The organism is Serratia inhibens (assembly GCF_003591175.1).
Classification (GTDB): domain Bacteria; phylum Pseudomonadota; class Gammaproteobacteria; order Enterobacterales; family Enterobacteriaceae; genus Serratia; species Serratia inhibens.
Genome location: NZ_QYYG01000011.1, coordinates 117,008 through 139,261, shown reverse-complemented (window position 1 = coordinate 139,261; position 22,254 = coordinate 117,008). Strand labels below are relative to the sequence as shown.

The 22,254-nt window shown below is 57.5% G+C and carries 21 protein-coding genes; 13 read left to right on the top strand and 8 right to left on the bottom strand.

The features are described 5' to 3' along the window. The first annotated feature begins 2 nt into the window (after positions 1–2). From murD to lpxC, 9 genes are all read left to right on the top strand, one after another. Positions 3–1,322, top strand: coding sequence for a UDP-N-acetylmuramoyl-L-alanine--D-glutamate ligase (gene murD, locus D4100_RS23645; RefSeq protein WP_119805376.1), 1,320 nt, complete (start codon positions 3–5; stop codon positions 1,320–1,322). Further along, positions 1,319–2,521 (top strand): cell division protein FtsW, encoded by a 1,203-nt coding sequence (ftsW, locus tag D4100_RS23640; protein ID WP_006317607.1) that lies wholly within the window; start codon positions 1,319–1,321, stop codon positions 2,519–2,521. The genes murD and ftsW overlap by 4 nt, the downstream gene beginning before the upstream one ends. Positions 2,522–2,524: 3 nt before the next feature. Beyond that, entirely contained in the window at positions 2,525–3,589 is a 1,065-nt protein-coding gene (murG, locus tag D4100_RS23635; RefSeq protein ID WP_119805375.1) for an undecaprenyldiphospho-muramoylpentapeptide beta-N-acetylglucosaminyltransferase, read from the top strand. 86 nt (positions 3,590–3,675) lie between these two features. Further along, complete coding sequence (gene murC, locus D4100_RS23630) at positions 3,676–5,151, top strand: UDP-N-acetylmuramate--L-alanine ligase (protein ID WP_119805374.1); 1,476 nt, start codon at positions 3,676–3,678, stop codon at positions 5,149–5,151. Beyond that, a complete protein-coding gene (locus D4100_RS23625; RefSeq protein WP_006317615.1) occupies positions 5,144–6,064 on the top strand; it encodes a D-alanine--D-alanine ligase in 921 nt (306 codons plus the stop codon). The genes murC and D4100_RS23625 overlap by 8 nt, the downstream gene beginning before the upstream one ends. 1 nt (position 6,065) lies before the next feature. After that, positions 6,066–6,917: a cell division protein FtsQ gene (ftsQ, locus tag D4100_RS23620; RefSeq protein ID WP_006317616.1), complete on the top strand. Its 852-nt coding sequence runs from the start codon at positions 6,066–6,068 to the stop codon at positions 6,915–6,917. Continuing rightward, positions 6,914–8,170 (top strand): cell division protein FtsA, encoded by a 1,257-nt coding sequence (gene ftsA / locus D4100_RS23615; RefSeq protein WP_004950148.1) that lies wholly within the window; start codon positions 6,914–6,916, stop codon positions 8,168–8,170. Before ftsQ ends, ftsA begins: the two co-directional genes overlap by 4 nt. Positions 8,171–8,244: 74 nt before the next feature. Beyond that, positions 8,245–9,399, top strand: coding sequence for a cell division protein FtsZ (gene ftsZ, locus D4100_RS23610; protein ID WP_006317617.1), 1,155 nt, complete (start codon positions 8,245–8,247; stop codon positions 9,397–9,399). Positions 9,400–9,502: 103 nt separating this feature from the next. After that, the gene (lpxC, locus tag D4100_RS23605; protein WP_006317618.1) at positions 9,503–10,420 is read left to right on the top strand and encodes a UDP-3-O-acyl-N-acetylglucosamine deacetylase; all 918 of its coding nucleotides are present in this window, start codon (positions 9,503–9,505) and stop codon (positions 10,418–10,420) included. 14 nt (positions 10,421–10,434) lie between these two features. On the opposite strand, the gene D4100_RS23600 is transcribed toward lpxC, so the two are convergent. Further along, on the bottom strand, positions 10,435–10,959 hold the full coding sequence (locus D4100_RS23600; RefSeq protein ID WP_006317619.1) for a DUF721 domain-containing protein: 525 nt from the start codon (positions 10,957–10,959) through the stop codon (positions 10,435–10,437). A 26-nt stretch (positions 10,960–10,985) separates the two neighbouring features. On the opposite strand from D4100_RS23600, the gene secM reads away from it, so the two are divergent. From secM to mutT, 3 genes are all read left to right on the top strand, one after another. Further along, the gene (gene secM / locus D4100_RS23595; protein WP_006317620.1) at positions 10,986–11,513 is read left to right on the top strand and encodes a secA translation cis-regulator SecM; all 528 of its coding nucleotides are present in this window, start codon (positions 10,986–10,988) and stop codon (positions 11,511–11,513) included. Between the two features lie 90 nt (positions 11,514–11,603). Beyond that, complete coding sequence (gene secA, locus D4100_RS23590) at positions 11,604–14,315, top strand: preprotein translocase subunit SecA (protein WP_006317621.1); 2,712 nt, start codon at positions 11,604–11,606, stop codon at positions 14,313–14,315. 102 nt (positions 14,316–14,417) lie between these two features. Next, on the top strand, positions 14,418–14,822 hold the full coding sequence (gene mutT / locus D4100_RS23585; RefSeq protein WP_006317622.1) for an 8-oxo-dGTP diphosphatase MutT: 405 nt from the start codon (positions 14,418–14,420) through the stop codon (positions 14,820–14,822). 38 nt (positions 14,823–14,860) lie between these two features. Here the strand turns inward: mutT and yacG are convergent, their stop codons facing one another. The 3 genes from yacG to coaE are packed head-to-tail and all read right to left on the bottom strand — an operon-like array spanning position 14,861 to position 16,475. After that, entirely contained in the window at positions 14,861–15,052 is a 192-nt protein-coding gene (yacG, locus tag D4100_RS23580; RefSeq protein WP_006317623.1) for a DNA gyrase inhibitor YacG, read from the bottom strand. Positions 15,053–15,102: 50 nt separating this feature from the next. Continuing rightward, positions 15,103–15,855 (bottom strand): cell division protein ZapD, encoded by a 753-nt coding sequence (zapD, locus tag D4100_RS23575; protein WP_006317624.1) that lies wholly within the window; start codon positions 15,853–15,855, stop codon positions 15,103–15,105. Between the two features lie 5 nt (positions 15,856–15,860). After that, positions 15,861–16,475 (bottom strand): dephospho-CoA kinase, encoded by a 615-nt coding sequence (gene coaE / locus D4100_RS23570; RefSeq protein WP_119805392.1) that lies wholly within the window; start codon positions 16,473–16,475, stop codon positions 15,861–15,863. A gap of 458 nt (positions 16,476–16,933) precedes the next feature. Between coaE and D4100_RS23565 the strand changes: the two genes are divergently transcribed. Then, on the top strand, positions 16,934–17,977 hold the full coding sequence (locus D4100_RS23565; RefSeq protein ID WP_006317627.1) for a GMP reductase: 1,044 nt from the start codon (positions 16,934–16,936) through the stop codon (positions 17,975–17,977). A gap of 63 nt (positions 17,978–18,040) precedes the next feature. Here D4100_RS23565 and hofC read toward each other — a convergent pair whose 3' ends face one another. The 4 genes from hofC to nadC all read right to left on the bottom strand — a co-directional run bounded on the left by hofC (position 18,041) and on the right by nadC (position 22,221). After that, positions 18,041–19,240 carry a protein transport protein HofC gene (gene hofC / locus D4100_RS23560; protein ID WP_006317629.1) on the bottom strand — a complete coding sequence of 400 codons (1,200 nt, stop codon included), beginning with the start codon at positions 19,238–19,240 and terminating at the stop codon, positions 18,041–18,043. Continuing rightward, positions 19,237–20,685 (bottom strand): type II secretion system protein GspE, encoded by a 1,449-nt coding sequence (gene gspE, locus D4100_RS23555; protein WP_119805373.1) that lies wholly within the window; start codon positions 20,683–20,685, stop codon positions 19,237–19,239. Before gspE ends, hofC begins: the two co-directional genes overlap by 4 nt. Continuing rightward, positions 20,682–21,131 carry a prepilin peptidase-dependent pilin gene (gene ppdD / locus D4100_RS23550; RefSeq protein ID WP_119805372.1) on the bottom strand — a complete coding sequence of 150 codons (450 nt, stop codon included), beginning with the start codon at positions 21,129–21,131 and terminating at the stop codon, positions 20,682–20,684. Before ppdD ends, gspE begins: the two co-directional genes overlap by 4 nt. Before the next feature lie 199 nt (positions 21,132–21,330). Then, entirely contained in the window at positions 21,331–22,221 is an 891-nt protein-coding gene (nadC, locus tag D4100_RS23545; RefSeq protein WP_119805371.1) for a carboxylating nicotinate-nucleotide diphosphorylase, read from the bottom strand. Positions 22,222–22,254 lie beyond the last annotated feature (33 nt).

Below are 22,254 nucleotides of genomic sequence, written 5' to 3'. Positions count from 1 at the left end.
TTATGGCGGATTATCAGGGTAAAAAAGTGGTCATCATCGGGTTAGGTCTCACCGGCCTGTCCTGTGTTGATTTCTTTATGGCGCGTGGCGTAACGCCGCGCGTTATGGATACCCGCATTTCGCCGCCGGGGCTGGACAAGCTGCCTGAAAGCGTTGAACGGCATTTGGGCGATTTGAATCTGGACTGGTTGCTGGCGGCGGATTTGATCGTTGCCAGCCCGGGCATGGCGCTGGCTCACCCGGCGTTGAGCGCTGCGGCGGATGCGGGGGTGGAGATCGTCGGCGACGTCGAGCTGTTCTGCCGCGAAGCCCAGGCCCCGATCGTAGCGATCACCGGCTCTAACGGTAAAAGTACCGTCACCACTTTGATGGGCGAGATGGCGAAAGCGGCCGGTTGGGCGGTGGGCGTGGGCGGTAACATTGGCCTGCCTGCGCTGAGCCTGCTGCGCCAGGAATGCCAGCTGTACGTGCTGGAACTGTCAAGCTTCCAACTGGAAACCACTTTTAGCCTGAAAGCGGCGGCGGCGACCATCCTGAACGTGACGGAAGATCATATGGACCGCTATCCGTTTGGCCTGCAGCAGTATCGCGCCGCCAAACTGCGCGTCTATGAAAATGCCGCCCTGTGCGTGGTTAACGCGGATGACGCGCTGACCATGCCGGTACGCGGCGCAGACCAGCGCTGTATCAGCTTCGGTGCCGACGTGGGCGACTACCACCTCAACCGCCAGCAGGGCGAAACCTGGCTGCGCGTGCGCGGTGAGAAAATCCTGAATACCCGCGAGATGAAGCTGACTGGCCGTCACAACTACACCAATGCGCTGGCGGCGTTGGCGCTGGCCGATGCGGTGAATATCCCGCGCGCCTCCAGCCTGAAAGCGCTCACCACTTTTACCGGCTTGGCGCACCGTTTCCAACTGGCCTGGGAACATAACGGCGTACGTTGGATTAACGATTCGAAAGCCACCAATGTCGGCAGCACCGAAGCGGCGTTGAATGGCCTGCAGGTGGACGGCACCTTGCACCTGCTGTTGGGCGGCGACGGCAAGTCTGCCGATTTCTCTCCGTTGGGGCGCTATCTGCAGGGCGATAACGTCCGCCTGTATTGCTTCGGCCGCGATGGCGAACAACTGGCAGAGCTGCGGCCGGAGGTCGCCACGCTGACCGACACGATGGAACAGGCGATGCAAAAGATCGCCGGCCGGGTACAGCCTGGCGATATGGTGCTGCTGTCACCGGCATGCGCCAGCCTGGATCAGTTCCGTAACTTTGAAGTGCGTGGCGACGAGTTTGCCCGCCTGGCACAGGAGCTTGGCGGATGAAACTACGGGTGCCGACGTTCGGGTTGACCGAAAGACTGAAAGACTGGGTGATGGGATCGCGTGAGAACGATTCCGTGAATATGGTGCTGTACGACCGTACCCTGCTGTGGCTGACCTTCGGGTTGGCCATTATCGGTTTTGTCATGGTGACCTCGGCGTCAATGCCGATTGGTCAGCGTCTGGCGGACGATCCTTTCCTGTTTGCCAAGCGTGACGCGCTGTATCTCGGGCTGGCCTTTGGTCTGTCGATGGTGACGCTGCGCATTCCGATGGAAGTCTGGCAGCGCTACAGCAATGTGATGCTGCTGTTGTCGATTGTGATGCTGTTGATCGTACTGGTGGTCGGCAGCTCGGTAAACGGCGCATCGCGCTGGATCGCGCTGGGGCCGTTGCGTATTCAGCCGGCGGAGCTGTCCAAACTGTCGCTGTTCTGCTATCTGGCGAGTTATCTGGTGCGCAAGGTAGAAGAAGTGCGTACCAACTTTTGGGGCTTCTGCAAGCCGATGGGCGTAATGGTCGTGCTGGCGGTACTGCTGCTGGCGCAACCGGACCTCGGTACCGTGGTGGTGTTGTTTATCACTACTCTGGCAATGCTGTTCCTGGCCGGTGCCAAAATGTGGCAGTTCCTGGCGATTATCGGCTCCGGCGCATTCGCGGTGGTGCTGTTGATCATTGCCGAACCTTACCGTATGCGCCGCGTGACGTCGTTCTGGAACCCCTGGGCCGATCCGTTCGGCAGCGGCTACCAGTTGACCCAGTCGCTGATGGCGTTTGGCCGCGGTGAATTCTGGGGGCAGGGGCTGGGGAACTCGGTACAGAAACTCGAGTATTTACCTGAAGCTCATACCGACTTTATCTTCTCGATTTTAGGCGAAGAACTCGGCTATATCGGTGTGGTTTTCGCATTGTTAATGGTATTCTTCGTCGCTTTTCGCGCTATGTCGATTGGCCGCCGCGCGCTGGAGATCGATCAGCGCTTTTCCGGCTTTCTGGCCTGCTCGATCGGCGTCTGGTTCAGCTTCCAGGCACTGGTCAATGTCGGTGCCGCAGCCGGCATGCTGCCGACCAAAGGGCTGACGCTGCCGCTGATAAGTTACGGCGGTTCAAGCTTGCTGATTATGTCGACGGCGATCGTGCTGTTACTGCGTATTGATTATGAAACGCGTCTGGCGAAAGCCCAGGCGTTTGTGAAGAGGTAAGGGATGAGCGGGAAACCTAAGCGTTTAATGGTGATGGCAGGCGGTACCGGCGGACACGTGTTCCCGGGGCTGGCGGTCGCGCATCATCTGATGGCGCAGGGCTGGCAGGTGCGCTGGCTCGGAACCGCAGACCGAATGGAAGCCGATCTGGTGCCAAAGCACGGGATCGAGATTGATTTCATCCGTATTTCCGGCCTGCGCGGCAAAGGGCTGAAGGCACAGCTGAGCGCGCCGTTGCGTATCTGGCATGCGGTACGCCAGGCGAAGGCGATTATGCGCAGCTACCAACCGGACGTGGTACTCGGCATGGGCGGTTACGTTTCCGGTCCCGGCGGTTTGGCGGCGTGGTTGTGCGGCATCCCGGTGGTGCTGCACGAACAAAACGGCATTGCCGGGCTGACCAACCGCTGGTTGGCGCGCATCGCCAAAAAAGTATTGCAGGCGTTCCCAGGCGCGTTCCCGAACGCGGATGTCGTGGGCAACCCGGTACGCACCGACGTACTGGCGCTGCCGCTGCCGGCGGAACGACTGACCGGGCGTGAAGGGCCTATCCGCGTGCTGGTGATTGGCGGAAGTCAGGGGGCCCGGGTGCTGAATCAGACAGTTCCTGAAGTCGCGGCGAGATTGGGCGATAGAATTACGCTCTGGCATCAGGTAGGCAAAGGTGCACTGGAAAACGTGCTGCGCGACTACGAGAGGGTAGGGCAGACGCAACATAAGGTGACCGAGTTTATCGATGACATGGCTGCGGCTTACGCCTGGGCTGACGTAGTGGTTTGCCGTTCCGGCGCGCTGACCGTCAGCGAGATCGCCGCCGCGGGCCTGCCGGCGATATTTGTGCCGTTCCAGCATAAAGACCGGCAGCAGTACTGGAATGCCCGTCCGCTGGAAGAAGCCGGCGCGGCGAAGATCATCGAACAACCGCAGTTCAATGCCGATGCGGTGGCTGAGTTACTGGCTGGTTGGGATCGCCCGCAGTTGCTGGCGATGGCAGAAAAAGCGCGTGCAGTGGCTATTCCGGACGCCACCGAGCGCGTGGCGGCTGAGCTGGTGCGGGTTGCCAAATAAATAATGCAGGGGTTCGGTACGCCGGGCCTGAATCAAAGAAATGTCATGTAGTGGCCCGGCATGCCGGGCCCGGATTAGAGAGAGTGATGAATACACAACAACTGGCGAAACTACGTACTATCGTGCCCGAGATGCGACGCGTCCGGCACATTCACTTTGTCGGCATCGGTGGTGCCGGCATGGGTGGTATCGCCGAAGTGTTGGCTAACGAAGGTTATCAGATCAGCGGCTCCGACCTGGCGCCTAACCCGGTAACCCAACAGTTGAGCGCGCTCGGGGCGACGATTTATTTCCATCACCGCCCGGAAAACGTACAGGATGCGAGCGTAGTGGTGGTCTCCACCGCGATTTCCGCCGACAACCCGGAGATTGTCGCTGCCCGTGAAGCGCGTATCCCGGTTATCCGCCGCGCGGAGATGCTGGCCGAACTGATGCGTTTCCGTCACGGCATTGCCGTCGCCGGTACGCACGGCAAGACCACGACCACGGCGATGGTATCGAGCATTTACGCCGAAGCCGGCCTGGACCCGACCTTTGTCAATGGCGGGCTGGTGAAAGCGGCCGGAACTCATGCGCGTCTGGGGTCCAGCCGTTACCTGATCGCGGAAGCGGATGAGAGCGACGCGTCGTTCCTGCACTTGCAACCGATGGTGGCGATTGTCACCAATATCGAACCCGACCACATGGATACCTACCAGGGCGATTTCGAGAACCTGAAGCAGACGTTTATCAACTTTTTGCACAACCTGCCGTTCTACGGCCGTGCGGTGATGTGTGTTGATGACCCGGTGGTGCGCGAACTGCTGCCACGCGTGGGCCGCCATATCACTACCTACGGCTTCAACGAAGATGCCGATGTGCGCATTGAGAGTTATCGCCAGGTTGGGCCGCAGGGCCACTTTACGCTGAGCCGCCAGGATAAGCCCTTGATGACGGTGACCCTGAATGCCCCGGGCCGCCACAACGCGTTGAATGCGGCGGCGGCAGTGGCGGTGGCGACAGAAGAAGGCATTGACGACGAATACATCTTGCGTGCACTGGCGGGCTTCCAGGGCACAGGTCGCCGCTTTGATTTCCTGGGCGAGTTCCCGCTGGAGCCGGTGAACGGCAAAAGCGGCAGCGCGATGCTGGTCGACGACTATGGCCACCATCCGACCGAAGTCGACGTGACGCTGAAAGCTGCACGCGCCGGCTGGCCGGAGAAACGTCTGGTGATGATTTTCCAGCCGCACCGTTACACACGTACCCGCGATCTCTACGACGACTTCGCCAACGTGTTGTCACAGGTCGATGTGCTACTGATGCTCGATGTGTACTCCGCGGGTGAAGCGGTAATCCCGGGGGCGGACAGCCGCTCGCTGTGCCGTACCATTCGCAGCCGCGGCAAGCTGGATCCGATCCTGGTTTCCGATGCGGACATCGTACCGGAAACGCTGGCGCAACTGCTGCAGGCCGACGATCTGGTGTTGGTGCAAGGCGCCGGTAACGTGGGCAAAATCGCCCGCAAACTGGCTGAGCTGAAGCTGCAGCCACAGAAAAAAGAGGAGGAACATCATGGCTGATAAAGTTGCCGTACTGCTGGGTGGCACCTCCGCTGAACGTGAAGTGTCATTGCAATCGGGCGCTGCCGTGCTGGCAGGGCTGCGGGAAGCCGGTATCGACGCCCATGGCATCGATATCCGCGATTTCCCGGTAACCCAGCTTAAAGAACATGGGTTTACCAAAGTGTTTATCGCGCTGCACGGGCGTGGTGGCGAGGATGGCACCCTGCAGGGGATGCTGGAATTCCTTGAGCTGCCTTATACCGGCAGTGGCGTGATGGCGTCGGCGCTGACCATGGACAAGTGGCGCACCAAGATGGTGTGGCAGTCGATGGGGCTGCCGGTCGCACCTTATGTGGCGCTGAACCGCCGGCAATATGCCGGCGCAGAGAAACAGAGCCTGATTGCTCGCGTGGAGGCTCTGGGCCTGCCGCTGATCGTCAAGCCGAGCCGCGAAGGCTCCAGCGTTGGCATGAGCAAGGTGACCGAGCGCACTGCCCTTGAGGCCGCGCTGGAAGAAGGTTTCCGCCATGACGACGACGTGCTGGTGGAGAAGTGGCTGAGCGGCCCTGAATACACCGTAGCCATGCTGGGTGACCAGGTTCTGCCTTCGATCCGTATTCAGCCGGCAGGCGTATTTTACGACTACCAAGCCAAGTACATTTCGGACGATACCCAGTATTTCTGTCCAAGTGGCCTGGGCGCTGAACAAGAGGCCGAAATGGCCGCGCTGGCGTTACGCGCCTACCGTGGACTGGACTGCAGCGGCTGGGGCCGCGTGGATGTGATGCAGGATAGCGATGGCAGCTTCTATCTGCTTGAGGTGAACACCTCGCCGGGCATGACCAGTCATAGCCTGGTGCCGATGGCAGCGCGCCAGTCTGGTTTAAGCTTCTCGCAGCTGGTAGCGAGAATTTTGGAGTTGGCCGACTGATATGTCGCAAGCTGCCCTGAATGCGCGTGAACGCGAGGTGGATAACAACCCGCGCCGCAGCAATGGAACCCAATTGGCGGGAATGGTTTTCCTGCTGATGGTGCTGGGAACGGTCCTGTGGAGTGGCTGGATGGTCATTGGCTGGATGAAGGACGCCAGCCGACTGCCGCTCTCACGGTTGGTGGTTACCGGCGAGCGCCACTACACCACTAACGATGATATTCGCCAGGCGATTCTGGCGCTGGGAGCACCGGGCACCTTCATGACGCAGGATGTCGATGTCATCCAGCAACAGATTGAACGCCTGCCGTGGATCAAGCAGGCCAGCGTGCGCAAGCAGTGGCCGGACGAGCTGAAGATCCACCTGGTCGAGTATGTCCCGGTGGCGCGCTGGAATGATTTACATATGGTGGACGCCGAAGGCAAATCCTTCAGCGTGCCGGCAGAACGAATCGGCAAACAGAAATTGCCGTTGCTCTATGGCCCGGAAGGGAGCGAACAGGATGTTCTGGAAGGCTATCAGGCCATGAGCAACATGTTAGCGGCCAGCAAGTTTACGCTGAAAATGGCGGCCATGAGCGCCCGCCATTCCTGGCAGCTGGCTTTGGATAATGATGTTCGGCTGGAGCTGGGACGCGACGATCGTACCGGACGCCTGCAGCGGTTTATCGAGCTCTATCCGGTATTGCTGCAGCAGGGGCAGGCGGAAAGCAAGCGCGTCAACTATGTCGACTTGCGCTACGAGTCCGGTGCCTCGGTAGGTTGGACACCGGTATTGATCGACCCGCAGGCGGTAGACGGTCAGCAGAACAGTAATCAGCAACAGAATCAGGCACAGGCAAAACAACAATGATCAAGTCGACGGACAGAAAACTGGTAGTTGGACTGGAGATCGGTACTGCAAAAGTCTCCGCATTGGTAGGGGAAGTTCTGCCCGATGGCATGGTCAACATTATCGGGGTGGGCAGCTGCCCGTCTCGCGGTATGGATAAGGGTGGCGTTAACGACCTGGAATCGGTAGTCAAATGCGTACAGCGTGCTATCGATCAGGCCGAGCTGATGGCGGATTGCCAGATTTCTTCGGTTTACCTGGCATTATCGGGCAAACACATCAGCTGTCAGAACGAGATAGGGATGGTTCCTATTTCCGAAGAGGAAGTGACGCAGGAAGATGTGGAGAACGTGGTGCATACCGCTAAATCGGTACGCGTACGTGACGAACACCGCATCCTGCACGTTATCCCTCAGGAATACGCCATCGACTATCAGGAAGGCATCAAGAACCCGGTTGGGTTGTCCGGCGTGCGCATGCAGGCCAAGGTGCACCTGATTACCTGCCATAACGATATGGCAAAGAACATTGTCAAAGCGGTAGAACGCTGTGGTCTGAAAGTTGACCAACTTATTTTCGCCGGTCTGGCCGCCAGCTATGCGGTACTGACCGAGGATGAGCGCGAACTTGGCGTTTGTGTGGTGGATATCGGCGGCGGCACCATGGATATGGCGGTGTACACCGGCGGTGCGCTGCGCCACACCAAAGTGATCCCTTACGCCGGGAACGTGGTCACCAGCGATATCGCCTACGCCTTCGGCACGCCGCCGACAGACGCGGAAGCGATCAAAGTTCGACACGGCTGTGCGCTTGGGTCGATTGTTAGCAAGGATGAAAGTGTAGAGGTGCCAAGCGTTGGAGGACGTCCTCCTCGTAGTCTGCAAAGACAGACACTGGCTGAAGTGATTGAGCCACGCTACACCGAACTGTTGAATCTGGTTAACGATGAAATTTTGCAATTGCAGGAGCAACTGCGTCAGCAAGGGGTGAAGCATCATCTGGCAGCGGGTATTGTGCTGACCGGTGGCGCCGCCCAGATTGATGGCCTGGCAGCTTGTGCGCAACGGGTGTTCCACACCCAGGTACGCATCGGCCAACCCTTGAACATCACGGGTCTGACGGATTATGCGCAGGAGCCTTACTACTCTACGGCGGTAGGTCTGCTGCACTATGGAAAAGAGTCTCACCTGAGCGGTGAGGCAGAAGTAGAAAAACGCGCCTCGGTGGGCAATTGGTTTAAACGTATCAATAGCTGGCTGAGAAAAGAGTTTTAATGTTTCAACAAAGAGATCATGCTGAGTAATCTTTTTATGATCTCGCAGCGACAGGCACAAAACGGAGAGAAACTATGTTTGAACCAATGGAACTAACCAATGACGCGGTGATTAAAGTCATCGGCGTCGGCGGTGGCGGTGGCAACGCCGTTGAACACATGGTGCGCGAGCGCATCGAAGGTGTTGAATTCTTCGCCGTTAATACAGACGCTCAGGCGCTTCGTAAAACGGCAGTTGGCCAAACCATCCAGATCGGTAGTGGTATTACCAAAGGTCTGGGTGCTGGCGCGAACCCTGAAGTGGGTCGCAATTCAGCGGAAGAAGATCGTGAAGCTCTGCGTGCCGCGCTCGATGGCGCAGACATGGTCTTCATTGCAGCCGGCATGGGCGGCGGTACCGGTACCGGTGCAGCACCTGTTGTGGCTGAAGTTGCTAAAGATCTGGGTATTTTGACAGTGGCCGTGGTTACCAAGCCTTTCAATTTTGAAGGCAAGAAACGCATGGCGTTCGCTGAGCAGGGTATTGCAGAGCTGTCCAAACATGTGGACTCACTGATCACTATCCCGAACGACAAGCTGTTGAAAGTTCTGGGTCGTGGCATTTCTCTGCTGGACGCGTTCGGCGCGGCCAACGACGTGCTGAAAGGTGCGGTGCAGGGGATCGCCGAGCTGATCACCCGTCCGGGCCTGATGAACGTCGACTTCGCCGACGTGCGCACCGTGATGTCCGAAATGGGCTACGCGATGATGGGTTCCGGCGTTGCCTGTGGTGAAGACCGCGCTGAAGAAGCGGCGGAAATGGCGATCTCCAGCCCACTGCTGGAAGACATCGACCTGTCCGGCGCTCGCGGCGTTCTGGTCAACATCACCGCCGGTTTCGACCTGCGTCTGGATGAGTTCGAAACTGTGGGTAACACCATTCGTGCTTTCGCTTCCGACAACGCTACCGTGGTTATCGGTACTTCGCTGGATCCGGAAATGAACGACGAACTGCGCGTGACCGTGGTTGCGACCGGTATCGGCATGGACAAACGTCCTGAAATCACTCTGGTGACCAATAAGCAGGTTAGCCAGCCAGTGATGGATCATCGCTACCAGCAGCACGGCATGTCGCCGCTGCCGCAGGAAGTGAAACCAGCCGCCAAGGTGGTCAACGATCCGACTGCGCAGCCTAATAAAGAGCCCGACTATCTTGATATTCCTGCCTTCCTGCGCAAGCAGGCAGACTAAGAATATCCTGAGAATTTGGAATCTCCGCTCTTTGTGCTAAACTGTCCCGCCGGCCATGCTGTATGCTTGGTCGGTAGGATGGATAACATTGCGAGATAAAACGATGATCAAACAAAGGACATTAAAACGTATTGTTCAGGCGACTGGTGTCGGTTTGCATACCGGCAAGAAGGTCACGCTGACAATGCGCCCAGCGTCGGCTAATACCGGGGTCATCTATCGTCGCACTGACTTGAATCCACCGGTTGATTTTCCGGCTGATGCAAAATCCGTGCGTGATACCATGCTCTGTACTTGCCTGGTCAATGAGCATGACGTGCGTATTTCTACCGTTGAGCATCTGAATGCTGCGCTGGCTGGGCTGGGTATCGACAACATCATTATTGAAGTTGACGCCGCCGAAATCCCAATCATGGACGGTAGCGCCAGTCCGTTCGTCTATCTGTTGCTGGACGCCGGCATCGAAGAACTGAACTCAGCGAAGAAATTCCTGCGTCTGAAAGACACCGTGCGTGTTGAAGATGGCGACAAATGGGCAGAGCTGTCCCCGCATAACGGGTTCCGTCTGGACTTTACCATCGACTTCAACCACCCGGCGATCGACGCCAGCACGCAACGCTACCGCCTGGATTTTTCCGCCGACTCGTTCGTGCGTCAAATCAGCCGTGCGCGTACCTTCGGTTTTATGCGTGACATCGAGTATTTGCAGTCTCGTGGTTTGGCTCTGGGCGGCAGCTTTGACTGCGCCATCGTGGTAGATGACTACCGCGTTCTGAACGAAGACGGCCTGCGCTTTGAAGACGAATTCGTACGCCACAAAATGCTGGACGCCATCGGCGACCTGTTCATGTGCGGCCATAACATCATTGGCGCGTTTACCGCGTACAAGTCAGGCCATGCGCTGAACAACAAACTGCTGCAAGCCGTTCTGGCGAAACAGGAAGCGTGGGAATACGTCACCTTCCAGGACGAAGCCGAAATGCCGTTGGCATTCAAAGCCCCGTCCACCGTATTGGCATAAGCCGATACTGCTGATTACTTCTTACGACTGGTAGCGTTGGCACTCTCTCCGGCCAGCGACGCCAGTCGTTCCAATACCTTGCGCAGTTTTTCCGGGCTCCGGCTCGCCAATCCCCTTAATTCCTCAGCACTTTCCTGACTCAGATGCCGCATGGGCACTTTTGTCTGCGTATTTCCCAAGGTTTTTGCGGCATCCTGCACAAGGTTGCTCCCTTTTGCCATCAAGGCCGGATTAATCCTGATGTCGATCGACGACAATGATGGTAGAATTTGCGCTCGTAGTGCAGATAATAGAGCCGGTTGTTCGTAGCGCAGGCGCATCAGCCAGCTGGCATTGGCCGTTTCTAGCACTAAAATACCCTGTCGGAAATTCGCGACGCGGCACCAGGGATGCAGTTGAACGGGCAATACGCCTTTCACTGCACGGTTAAGCTTAAGCAGCGCCACAGCGCGTTGCTGGACGTTATGCAGCGGCCCTTTGTCTTCTGCAGACGCGTCGTCGAACAGGACATCTAATAATTGTGGACGGCTATCGCGCATAATGGGCTCCGGCGGATTATAAACTCGTGATCGGTATTCTAAATCGTTGGCGACAATTTGGCAGACGTTATTTCTGGCCCCATCTCCTGTTAGGGATGGTCGCGGCCACGCTTGGCGTACCTTCAAATCTGTCAGGCAGCTCCGATCAAACCGCTCTGCCGAGCACCTCGTCCAGCCTGAACCGGCAAAATTCCGCCAGCGGCGCCTTTAATAGCCTGGCGTTGCTGCAAGAAGCGCACCGCCGCCCGACCTTCAGCGTCGACTACTGGCACCAGCATGCGCTTCGTACCGTCATTCGTCACCTCTCTTTTGCACTTGCGCCGCAGGCAGTCTACGCACGGGTGCAGGAAAGCGAGGCGGAAGTCGCTGAACCTCCGTTGCAGGTGGCGCAACTTGCGCTGCTTTCTACACTTAACGCGCTGCTGACGCATGAGCCGAAGCCGCCGACCATCATTCGTAATACCCATCATGCCGTGCTGCCCGCTTTCGCGCAGCACCAGACCGGGTTGTGGCTCGCGCAGGTGCGGGGCATCCGCGCCGGGCCAATGGCGTAAGCTGATTCTTTGCCCTTTGGGCGACAAAACCTAAAAATAACAGCAAGTTGACTGCCTGTGCTGGCCGTCATGACAGAGATATTAAACATCATGTTAGTGAAATTATTGACCAAAGTTTTTGGTAGCCGTAACGATCGTACACTGCGTCGCATGCGTAAGTCGGTTGAACTGATCAACCGCATGGAACCGGACATGGAAAAGCTGTCCGACGACGAGCTGAAAGCCAAGACCAACGAGTTCCGTGCGCGCCTGGAAAAGGGTGAAGTGCTGGAAAATCTGCTCCCGGAAGCTTTCGCCGTGGTACGTGAGGCGAGCAAGCGCGTATTCGGGATGCGCCATTTCGACGTGCAGTTGCTGGGCGGTATGGTACTGAACGATCGCTGCATCGCGGAAATGCGTACCGGTGAAGGTAAAACGCTGACCGCAACCCTGCCCGCCTACCTGAACGCCCTGAGCGGCCGCGGTGTGCACGTAGTGACCGTCAATGACTATTTGGCACAGCGTGACGCCGAAAACAACCGTCCGCTGTTCGAGTTCCTTGGTCTGAGCATCGGTATCAACCTGCCGGGCATGCCTGCGCCGGCCAAGCGTGAAGCCTATGCCGCCGATATTACCTACGGTACCAACAACGAATACGGTTTCGACTATCTGCGCGACAACATGGCGTTCAGCCCGGAAGAGCGCGTTCAGCGCAAGCTGCACTATGCGCTGGTGGATGAGGTTGACTCCATCCTGATCGATGAAGCCCGTACTCCGCTGATCATCTCCGGCCCGGCCGAAGACAGCTCAGAAATGTACATCAAGGTTAACAAGCTGATTCCAAAGCTTATCCGTCAGGAAAAAGAGGATTCAGACTCCTTCCAGGGCGAAGGTCACTTCTCGGTAGACGAGAAAGCGCGCCAGGTGCACCTGACCGAACGCGGCCTGATCCTGATCGAAGAAATGCTGGTGGAAGCCGGCATTATGGAAGAAGGGGAGTCGCTGTACTCACCGACCAACATCATGTTGATGCACCATGTGACCGCCGCTTTGCGCGCGCACGTGCTGTTCACCCGCGACGTTGACTACATCGTGAAAGACGGTGAAGTGATCATCGTCGACGAACATACCGGCCGTACCATGCAGGGCCGTCGTTGGTCCGATGGTCTGCATCAGGCGGTGGAAGCCAAAGAAGGCGTGGAAATCCAGAACGAGAACCAGACGCTGGCATCCATCACCTTCCAGAACTACTTCCGCTTGTACGAGAAGCTGGCCGGCATGACAGGTACTGCCGACACCGAAGCGTTCGAATTCAGCTCCATCTACAAGCTGGATACCATCGTGGTGCCGACCAACCGCCCGATGCTGCGTAAAGACATGCCGGATCTGGTCTATATGACCGAGCTGGAGAAGATTGGCGCCATCATTGAAGATATCCGCGAGCGTACCGCCAACGGCCAGCCGGTGTTGGTGGGGACTATCTCGATCGAAAAATCCGAAGTCGTTTCCCGCGAACTGGCTAAAGCCGGCATCGACCACAAGGTGCTGAACGCCAAATTCCACGCCATGGAAGCGGACATCGTGGCGCAGGCTGGCCAGACAGGTGCGGTGACTATCGCCACCAACATGGCGGGCCGTGGTACCGATATCGTGTTGGGCGGCAGCTGGCAGGCAGAGATTGCCCAGTTGGAAGAGCCAACCGAAGAGCAAATTGCGGCAATTAAAGAGGCCTGGAAAATCCGCCATGAAGCGGTATTGAAGGCGGGTGGTTTGCACATCATTGGTACCGAGCGCCATGAATCGCGCCGTATCGATAACCAGCTGCGCGGCCGTTCCGGTCGTCAGGGTGACGCCGGTTCATCTCGCTTCTACCTGTCGATGGAAGATGCTCTGATGCGTATTTTCGCCTCGGATCGCGTTTCCGGCATGATGCGTAAACTGGGTATGAAAGAGGGTGAGGCCATTGAGCACCCATGGGTCACCAAGGCGATTGCCAACGCGCAGCGTAAAGTGGAAAGCCGTAACTTCGATATTCGTAAGCAACTGCTGGAATACGATGATGTGGCCAGCGATCAGCGTCGCGCTATCTACAGCCAGCGTAATGAGCTGCTGGACGTGTCCGACGTGAGCGAAACCATTGCCAGCATCCGCGAAGACGTCTTCAAGACCACCATCGACAGCTACATTACGCCGCAGTCGCTGGAAGAAGAGTGGGATATTCAGGGTCTGGAAGAGCGCCTGAAGACCGACTTCGATCTGGATATGCCTATCGCCGAGTGGCTGGATAAAGAGCCGGATCTGCACGAAGAAACGCTGCGTGAGCGTATTCTGGAAAAGGCCAAGGAAGACTATCTGCGCAAAGAAGAAGTGGTTGGCACGGATATGATGCGCAACTTCGAGAAGGGCGTGATGCTGCAAACGTTGGATTCCCTGTGGAAGGAGCATCTGGCGGCAATGGACTATCTGCGTCAGGGTATCCACCTGCGTGGTTACGCGCAGAAAGATCCTAAGCAAGAGTACAAGCGTGAATCCTTCAACATGTTTGCGACTATGCTGGAATCGCTGAAATACGAAGTGATCAGCGTACTGAGCAAAGTGCAGGTGCGGATGCCGGAAGAGGTTGAAGCGATGGAGTTGCAACGTCGTGAAGAAGCGGAGCGCCTGGCGGCACAACAACAGTTGAGCCACTACGAAGAAAATTCGTTGGTCACCGAGGATCCTAATGCGCCTGCAAGCGCGGAGCGCAAGGTAGGCCGCAACGATCTTTGCCCGTGCGGTTCGGGTAAAAAATACAAACAGTGCCACGGCCGCCTGCAGAAGTAAGCCCGGCAGCGTTTAACGAGTCAAACCCTGGGGTTCAGCATGCTGAACCCCAGTTTTTTAGGGCCAAAGTCCGCGCCCTTATGAATCAATCAGGAGGATGTGATGAAGCATCTGAACATCGCCGTCGGTATCATTCGCAATGCCCAGCAGGAAATTTTTATCACCCGTCGGGCCGCCGATTCGCATATGGCCGGTTTCTGGGAGTTTCCCGGCGGCAAAATTGAGCAAGGGGAAACCCCGGAGCAGGCGCTGAGCCGCGAATTACGCGAAGAAACCGGTATTGAAACCGAATGCGCAACGCTGCTGGAGGTGCTGGAGCACCGCTTTAGCGATCGCATCGTCACGCTGAACTTCTATCTGGTGGAAGGTTGGCAGGGCGAGCCGTTTGGCCGCGAAGGCCAGCCAATGCGCTGGGTGAAGCAGGCGGATTTGCGTGAGGAAGAGTTCCCCGAAGCCAATATCAGTATTATCAAACTGCTGGTGCAGCAGGCCAACGCTGCGCAATAAGGCGGACGGCCTGGCTGGCGCCAGGCCGGAAGGGGCGATCAGCGATCGTCCTTTTCACTCCATTCTTCGCTTTCCGACAGATCGCTGTTGCTGGGAATGCGCTTCTCTTCATCGGCCCATTCGCCGAGATCGATTAACTGGCAACGTTTGCTGCAAAATGGGCGGAACGGGCTTACTTCACCCCATACCACACCTTTGCCACAGGTTGGGCATTTCACTACGGTAGTCATCTTCTGTTCCTTACTCCCTTCCACACGTGAAAGGTTTTTATATCATTGGGTTAGCAACAGGCCAACTCAAAGGTTAACCGTTCCGGTACCACGCCAAGCTCGCTGTCCAAAGGCAGGAAGCGGATCGCATAACGTGTTTTATGGCCGGAAATCTGCGGATAAAGCTGGTGTGCCAGGTTAATGCGCAAACGCAACAGATCGGCGCCTTCCGCGTTATCCTGGAAGAAGCCGTTCAAGCTGATTTGGTTGCGGAATGGCCCGGCCTGACGGATCAGATCCAGCACCATCGTCAGCGCCAGATTCAACGGCTCCAGGGTCAGCAGCCAATCAGTGACGTCGGTATCTCGCTCTTGCTGCGGCGCATGCATCCACATGTGCAACGTGGGCAAGTCAAAGCTGCAGCAACCGCCGGGGATGCTCAGACGTTGGCGCACCAGGCTAATCAGCCGATCTTCACGCAGTGCCTGCCCGAGACGCGGTGCGGACATCAGCGCCGCAGCGCGTTCCTTCAGTTGGCCGCGCAGCTGATCCATCACAGACATATCGACGCCCGGCACATCGGCCCATGCCAACAGCTTCTGCTGCTGACGCTCCAGCTCTTTCAACAGCTCGGTGCGCACTTCGCCGCGTTCCAATACGTCCAGCAGGTCCGAAACGGTGCGGAAGAAGGTCAACGCAATGGCGGTTTCGCTCAATGCCCGCTGACCATGCAATTGTTGCAGTAAAAACTCGATACGCAGCCAGGTGCGCATTTTTTCATTCAACGGATGTTCAAAAAGAACGCTTGGGGAAACATCATTCATTCGGTTTAATCCTGTCGGGTCGCTGATACCGCCAGTTCAAGGTAGCGGCGATGCAGTGCGGCAACAAATGGCTCTATCCCCTGAGCGGTACCGCTATTATCGATTATGTCGTCTGCAACGGCCAGGCGCTGCTCACGCGTGGCCTGTGCAGACATGATGTTTTGCGCCTGTTGACGGTTGATTCCGTCGCGGTTGACGGTTCTTGCCAATTGCGTTTCGCTGTCGACATCGACCACCAGCACGCGATCTGCGCGCGCTTGCAGGTTATTTTCTACCAGCAGCGGCACTACCCACAGTGCATAGGGGCTGGCGACCTGCGCCAACCGGCGTTGTGTTTCCTGATGAATCAGCGGGTGCAGCAATTGATTCAGCCAGCGTTTTTCATCCGGGTTGCTGAATATACGTTGACGCAGTGCGGAACGGTTAAGCGTGCCGTCAGCCAGCAACATTTCATTACCAAAACGTTCGGCGATAGCGTCTAAAGCCGGAGCGCCGGGTTCGACAACCTGCCGTGCAATGACGTCAGCGTCGACAATCTCCACGCCGTGGCGGGCAAAGGCGTCTGCTACGGTGGACTTGCCGCTGCCGATACCCCCTGTCAACGCTACAATGTAGGCCATGGTATAAATGCATCCGATATTCATAAAAAAATAATAGACGAATCATAAAGCGATCGTGCAGAAGTGCAAGCCGGTAGGGTGCGCTAGCCTGGCAGGTTGCGTTGTACGGTGATAAAAAACGCGACAGGGACAGGAAAATGAGCGATGAATCACGCCGCAGGTTCGTAGGTAAATTTGTCGGATTGTAACGCAAATAAAGGTGAATTCGCAGTCTTGTCCGGTGATTTTTCCCGCGTATGATAGCGTCACTGGAACTGGCATTAATCTATACCCGTCATTCTTCAAGCTGCAGGTGTGTTGACTGCGAGTGTTCACCCGAATCACTTACGTGAGTAAGCTCATCGGGACTCTCACTCTTGTCGCCTTCCTGCAACTCGAATTATTTAGGGTATACCCCGTCGCTTTTCAAGCCATTGCGTTCTTGCGATCCGTCGCCAAAAACCAGGAAATCATAAGTCATGCGTATTGAAGAAGATTTGAAGTTAGGCTTTAAAGATGTGCTGATTCGCCCAAAGCGTTCCACGTTGAAAAGCCGTTCTGAGGTTGAACTGGAGCGTCAGTTTACCTTCAAACATTCTGGCTGGAACTGGTCCGGTGTGCCGATTATTGCCGCCAACATGGACACGGTCGGCACCTTCAGCATGGCAGAGGCCCTGGCTTCCTTCGATGTTCTCACCGCCGTACACAAACACTACACCGTTGAACAATGGGCCGCATTCGTGCAGCGCGTACCGGCATCGTTGCTGCGACACGTTATGGTTTCAACCGGCACCTCAGAGGCCGACTTTGTGAAGATGAAGCAGATTCTGGCATTGTCGCCGGGTCTGAAGTTTATCTGCATCGACGTGGCCAACGGTTACTCGGAGCATTTTGTCGCCTTCTTGCAGAAAGCGCGCGAAGCGTGCCCTAACCATGTGATCTGCGCCGGTAACGTAGTCACTGGCGAAATGGTGGAAGAACTGATCCTGTCCGGCGCCGATATCGTAAAAGTTGGCATTGGACCGGGGTCGGTTTGCACCACTCGGGTAAAAACCGGTGTAGGTTATCCGCAGCTGTCTGCTGTGATTGAGTGCGCCGATGCGGCACACGGTCTCGGTGGCCAAATCGTCAGCGATGGCGGCTGTTCAGTGCCGGGCGACGTGGCCAAAGCCTTTGGCGGCGGCGCTGATTTTGTCATGCTGGGCGGTATGTTGGCCGGACATGACGAGTGTGAAGGCACCGTAGTGGAAGAGAACGGCGAAAAATTCATGCTGTTCTACGGCATGAGCTCCGAGTCGGCGATGAAGCGCCACGTGGGCGGCGTTGCCGAATACCGAGCCGCTGAGGGGAAAACCGTCAAGCTGCCCCTGCGCGGTGAGGTTGAGTTTACCGTGCGTGATATCCTCGGTGGCTTGCGCTCCGCCTGCACCTATGTCGGAGCAGAGCGCCTGAAAGAGCTGACCAAGCGCACCACCTTCATCCGCGTAGCGGAACAGGAAAACCGCGTATTTGGCGCTAAGTAACCTGTAGGGTAGTTCCTCCCCGGGGGCACAGTTCATATCTTGCTGTGCTCCAGATCGCTCTGCTTAGCCCAAAACATTCCCCAACTGAAATATCGGCAGATACATGGCGATCACCAGCGTCCCGACTATTGCGCCCACCACCAGCATCAGTATCGGCTCCAGCGTTTGCGCCAGCGTATCGGCCAGTTCAAAGGTTTGCTGCTCATGCCACAGCGCCAGCTTGCCCAGCAAGGTGTCAAGCGAGCCGGACTCTTCGCCCACTCGTACCAACTGTTGGCATAATGGGGGAAAGAGCACTTGTTGGCCCAGGGCGCTGTAGAAAGTATGCCCCTGTGCAATCTGTTGCCGAACTGTCTCAATCGCCTGGCGGTAAAACAGGCTGTCCACCGACAGCGCTGCGGCGTTCAGCCCCTCAACCAGCGTCAGTCCCGCCTGCTGCGTCATGGCCAGAATACGGAATGTTTGGCTCAGGCAGCCGCCTTTGATCAGCTGCGCGATCAGCGGCAAGCGCAACAGCGTCGCCTGTTCGCGCCTGCGCCACTGTGGCTGTGGATGCAGCCAGCGAAAATAAGAAAACACCGCGCCGGCCACTATCAACACCAACCATGGCCCGCTGCGGATCAATATCGCGGACAGGTTCAATAGCCCCTGGGTAAACCAGGGCAATGGCGCATCGAACGACTGGTAAACGCCGGCAAACTCCGGGAGCACCATCACCAGCATCAGAATGCTCACCAACAGCGCTACTGCGCAGATAAACAGCGGGTAACGCAGCGCCTTAATCACCTTTTTTTGCAGTTTTTGTTGCGCTTCCTGCTGTTGGGCCAGTTGCAGGCAACAAGCGTCAAGATTGCCGGTCAGTTCCCCGATGGCGATCAACTGGCGGTAGATGAGCGGAAATATAGCCTGTTGCCCGGCGATAACCTCGGAGAAGGGCTGTCCCTGCCGCACCTGTTCGGTTATCTCGCGCAGCAGGCAGCGCCAGGCGGCAGACGGATGTTCCTCCGCCAGCAGCTGTAATCCGTTGACCAGCGGTAACCCGGCTTGCAGCAGGGTGGCGAGCTGGCGGGTGAATTGGATCATGGGTTCGCCGCGCCACTGGGCGGGGGTAATGCGTTTCCCGCTATTGATATGGCAGGGTTGCAACCCCTGCTCAATAAGCCACTGGCTGACCCGCCGTTTTTCGTCGCTCATCCGCTCACCCAGGCGCAACTGGCCGTGAGGATCGACGGCTTGCCACAGGAAAAGGCGTTGTGCTTTCACGGCGCAGCTCCGCTTTCGGCGGTGAGGCCGACAATGCGATATACCTCTTCCAGCGAAGTGAGGCCTTGAGAAACCAGCGTTAATCCAGCTTGCAGTAGCGTTATTTGCCCTTGTTGTCGGGCGATATCGGCCAGTTGACCGGGAGCTGCGCCCTGCAGCAGACCGGCTTGCACTTCCGGCGTGATCGTCAGCAGTTCATAAACCCCTGTGCGGCCATAGTAACCGCTAAAGCAGTGCTCGCATCCGTCAGCCTGCCAGGGTAGCAGGGGCTTGGCCCAAATAGCGGCGGGAAAGTGCACGGGCAGGTTCTGTTGATAGCGGCAGTGGCTGCACAGTTTGCGCACCAGCCGCTGGGCGATAACCAGCTTCAGACAGGCGGCGATCAGATAACCCGGAATGCCCATATGGGTCAGGCGCGTCAGAGTCTCGCTGGTGGAGTTGGTATGCAGCGTCGAGAGGACCAGATGGCCGGTTTGAGCGGCTTTCACTGCGATTTCCGCCGTTTCCCGGTCGCGGATCTCACCGATCATGATGACGTCCGGATCCTGGCGCAGCAAGGCGCGCAATACGCGAGAAAAATCCAACTCGGTTTTGGGGTTTATCTGGGTCTGGTTAATACCGAACAGCGGGATTTCAATCGGGTCCTCGACGCTGCATAAATTGCTTTGCGCGTCATTCAATTGCCGCAGGCCGCTGTACAGCGTGACGGTTTTACCGCTGCCGGTCGGGCCAGTGACCAGGATCATGCCCTGCGGGCAAGACAGAGCATCAGCATACTGCGCCAGCGCCGTTTGGCTCATACCCAATTGTTCCAACGGCAGCTCCTGGCGTTCGGTTTGCAGGATCCTCAACACCACTTTCTCACCGTGCAGTGTCGGCAGGGTGGCGATGCGCATCGAGTAACTGGCGTTATCCAGTTGTACGCTGAGCTGCCCATCCTGCGGCAGGCGGCGCTCGGCGATATCCAACTGCCCCATGATCTTCAGCCGGGCGACAAGGGGAGCGGCAAGCGGGAAAGGCGGTGAAGCTACGGCTTGCAACACGCCGTCGATACGTAGCCGGATACGCAGTGTCTGCTGATAAGGTTCGAAATGAATGTCCGAGGCGCGTCGTTGCAGGGCGATGCGCAGTGTCTGGTTGATAAACTGCACCACGGGTGTGTCGCTGTCGTCATTCAACGAGGGCGCGTCCGGCTCGACCTCCTGCGTGTTTTGCCCAAGCCGGTCGCCTTGCATCTGCCGGCGGTTCAGTTCCAGCTCCAGCCGGGCCGCAGGCCACTGCTCCAGATGAATGCGTTTGCCGGTGGCGAAACGCAGGGCTGGCAGCAGCCCCTGCGGTACGTCAGCGTTCAGGGCCACGGTCAGGCTGTCGTCGTCTTCGCTGAGTGCCAGCGCTTGGTAGCGTTGGCACAGGGCGTGAATTTCATCGCCGATCGCGATACTCATTGCGAGCCCCCCTTCGCCGTATCGTCAAAGCGGAAAACTTCCTGGCAGGTCTCCTGCAGATTGGCGTTGTCGCTGGTGCACTGGCGTGTCCAGCGTGTCATGCCGCTGGCGTTTTGGGTGGGTGTCAGTGCGACTGTCAGCCCTTGCAGCGTTTGCGTGCCGGTCAGTGTGATCATGCCCTGGCTGACCTTAACGTCGCTGACGTAACGTGAAGTGCCGCCGGCAGGAATGCCTTTACTGCCGGCATTACAACCCGCAGGTGCGCCGCCATCAAGCACGCACAGCTCCACGGCCAGTTTGTAAGGCGTCATGACTTGCAGCATGTCAGTCATTGCCGCTTTCTGGATATAGCGTTGGTAGGCGGGTATGCCTATGGCGCTCAATATCGCGATAATGGCGATCACCACCATCAGTTCGATCAGAGTAAAACCGCGCTGTGTTTCCATTTGTTAGTGCCTCCCTGTGAATGTGGAGGTAACGGTAACGGCTCAGACAGCGGGTTTCTAGCGGGGAGTCAGCGTTCTGCGGCATGCTTCCATGGCAAGTTGTTCAGTTTGCAGTGGAAGGAAAATAGTTGCGGCGGGATTCGCAATGTTGACGCAAAAGCACCGCCCCAGTTTGCCAGGGCGGTGTGAATGGCAGAGATTATTTGAAGCGCATTGACAGATCGAGTGCGGTGACATGTTTGGTCAGCGCGCCAACGGAGATGTAGTCCACGCCGGTTTCGGCGAAGGTGCGCAGGGTTTCGCTGGTCACGTTGCCGGAGACTTCCAGCTGTGCGCGGCCTTGGGTTTGCGCCACGGCGGTACGCATCATCTCGACGCTGAAGTTATCCAGCATGACGATATCGGCGCCGGCGTCCAGCGCCTGCTGCAACTCGTCGAGGGATTCAACTTCCACTTCGACCGGCACCTCGGCATGCAGCCAAAAAGCTTTTTCGACCGCATTTTTGATCGAACCGGAGGCGATGATGTGGTTTTCCTTGATCAGGAAGGCATCGGATAACCCCAACCGGTGGTTGCTGCCGCCGCCGCACAACACCGCATATTTCAGCGCGGTGCGCAGCCCTGGCAGCGTCTTGCGAGTATCCAGCAAGCGGGTTTGCGTCCCCTGCAGCAGCGCCACATAACGGCTGACTTCGGTCGCTACGCCGGAAAGCGTCTGCACAAAGTTCAGCGCGGTGCGCTCGCCGGTCAGCAGCACCCGCGCCGGACCGCTCAGCTTGCACAGCGGCTGGTCAGGCACCAGGCTATCGCCATCCGCCACCAGCCATTCCACCTTCACCTGGTTGCCCAGCTGGATGAAGACCTCGCTCAACCAGCGTCGGCCGCAAAATACGCCGGGTTCACGGGTGATAATGGTGGCTTCTGCCTGCTTGTCGGCCGGTAACAATTGCGCAGTAATATCGCGGTCGGCATCGACTTCGCCTCCCAGGTCTTCGCGCAGCGCCTGGGCAACGGCATTGGGGATATCGCTTTCAATTCGTTCAAGAAGCTCGGTGCGGCGACTGTCGGCATCGTAGCGGCGTGTCGGCATGGAAAACTCCGAAATGGACGGTAAGATCGTAGG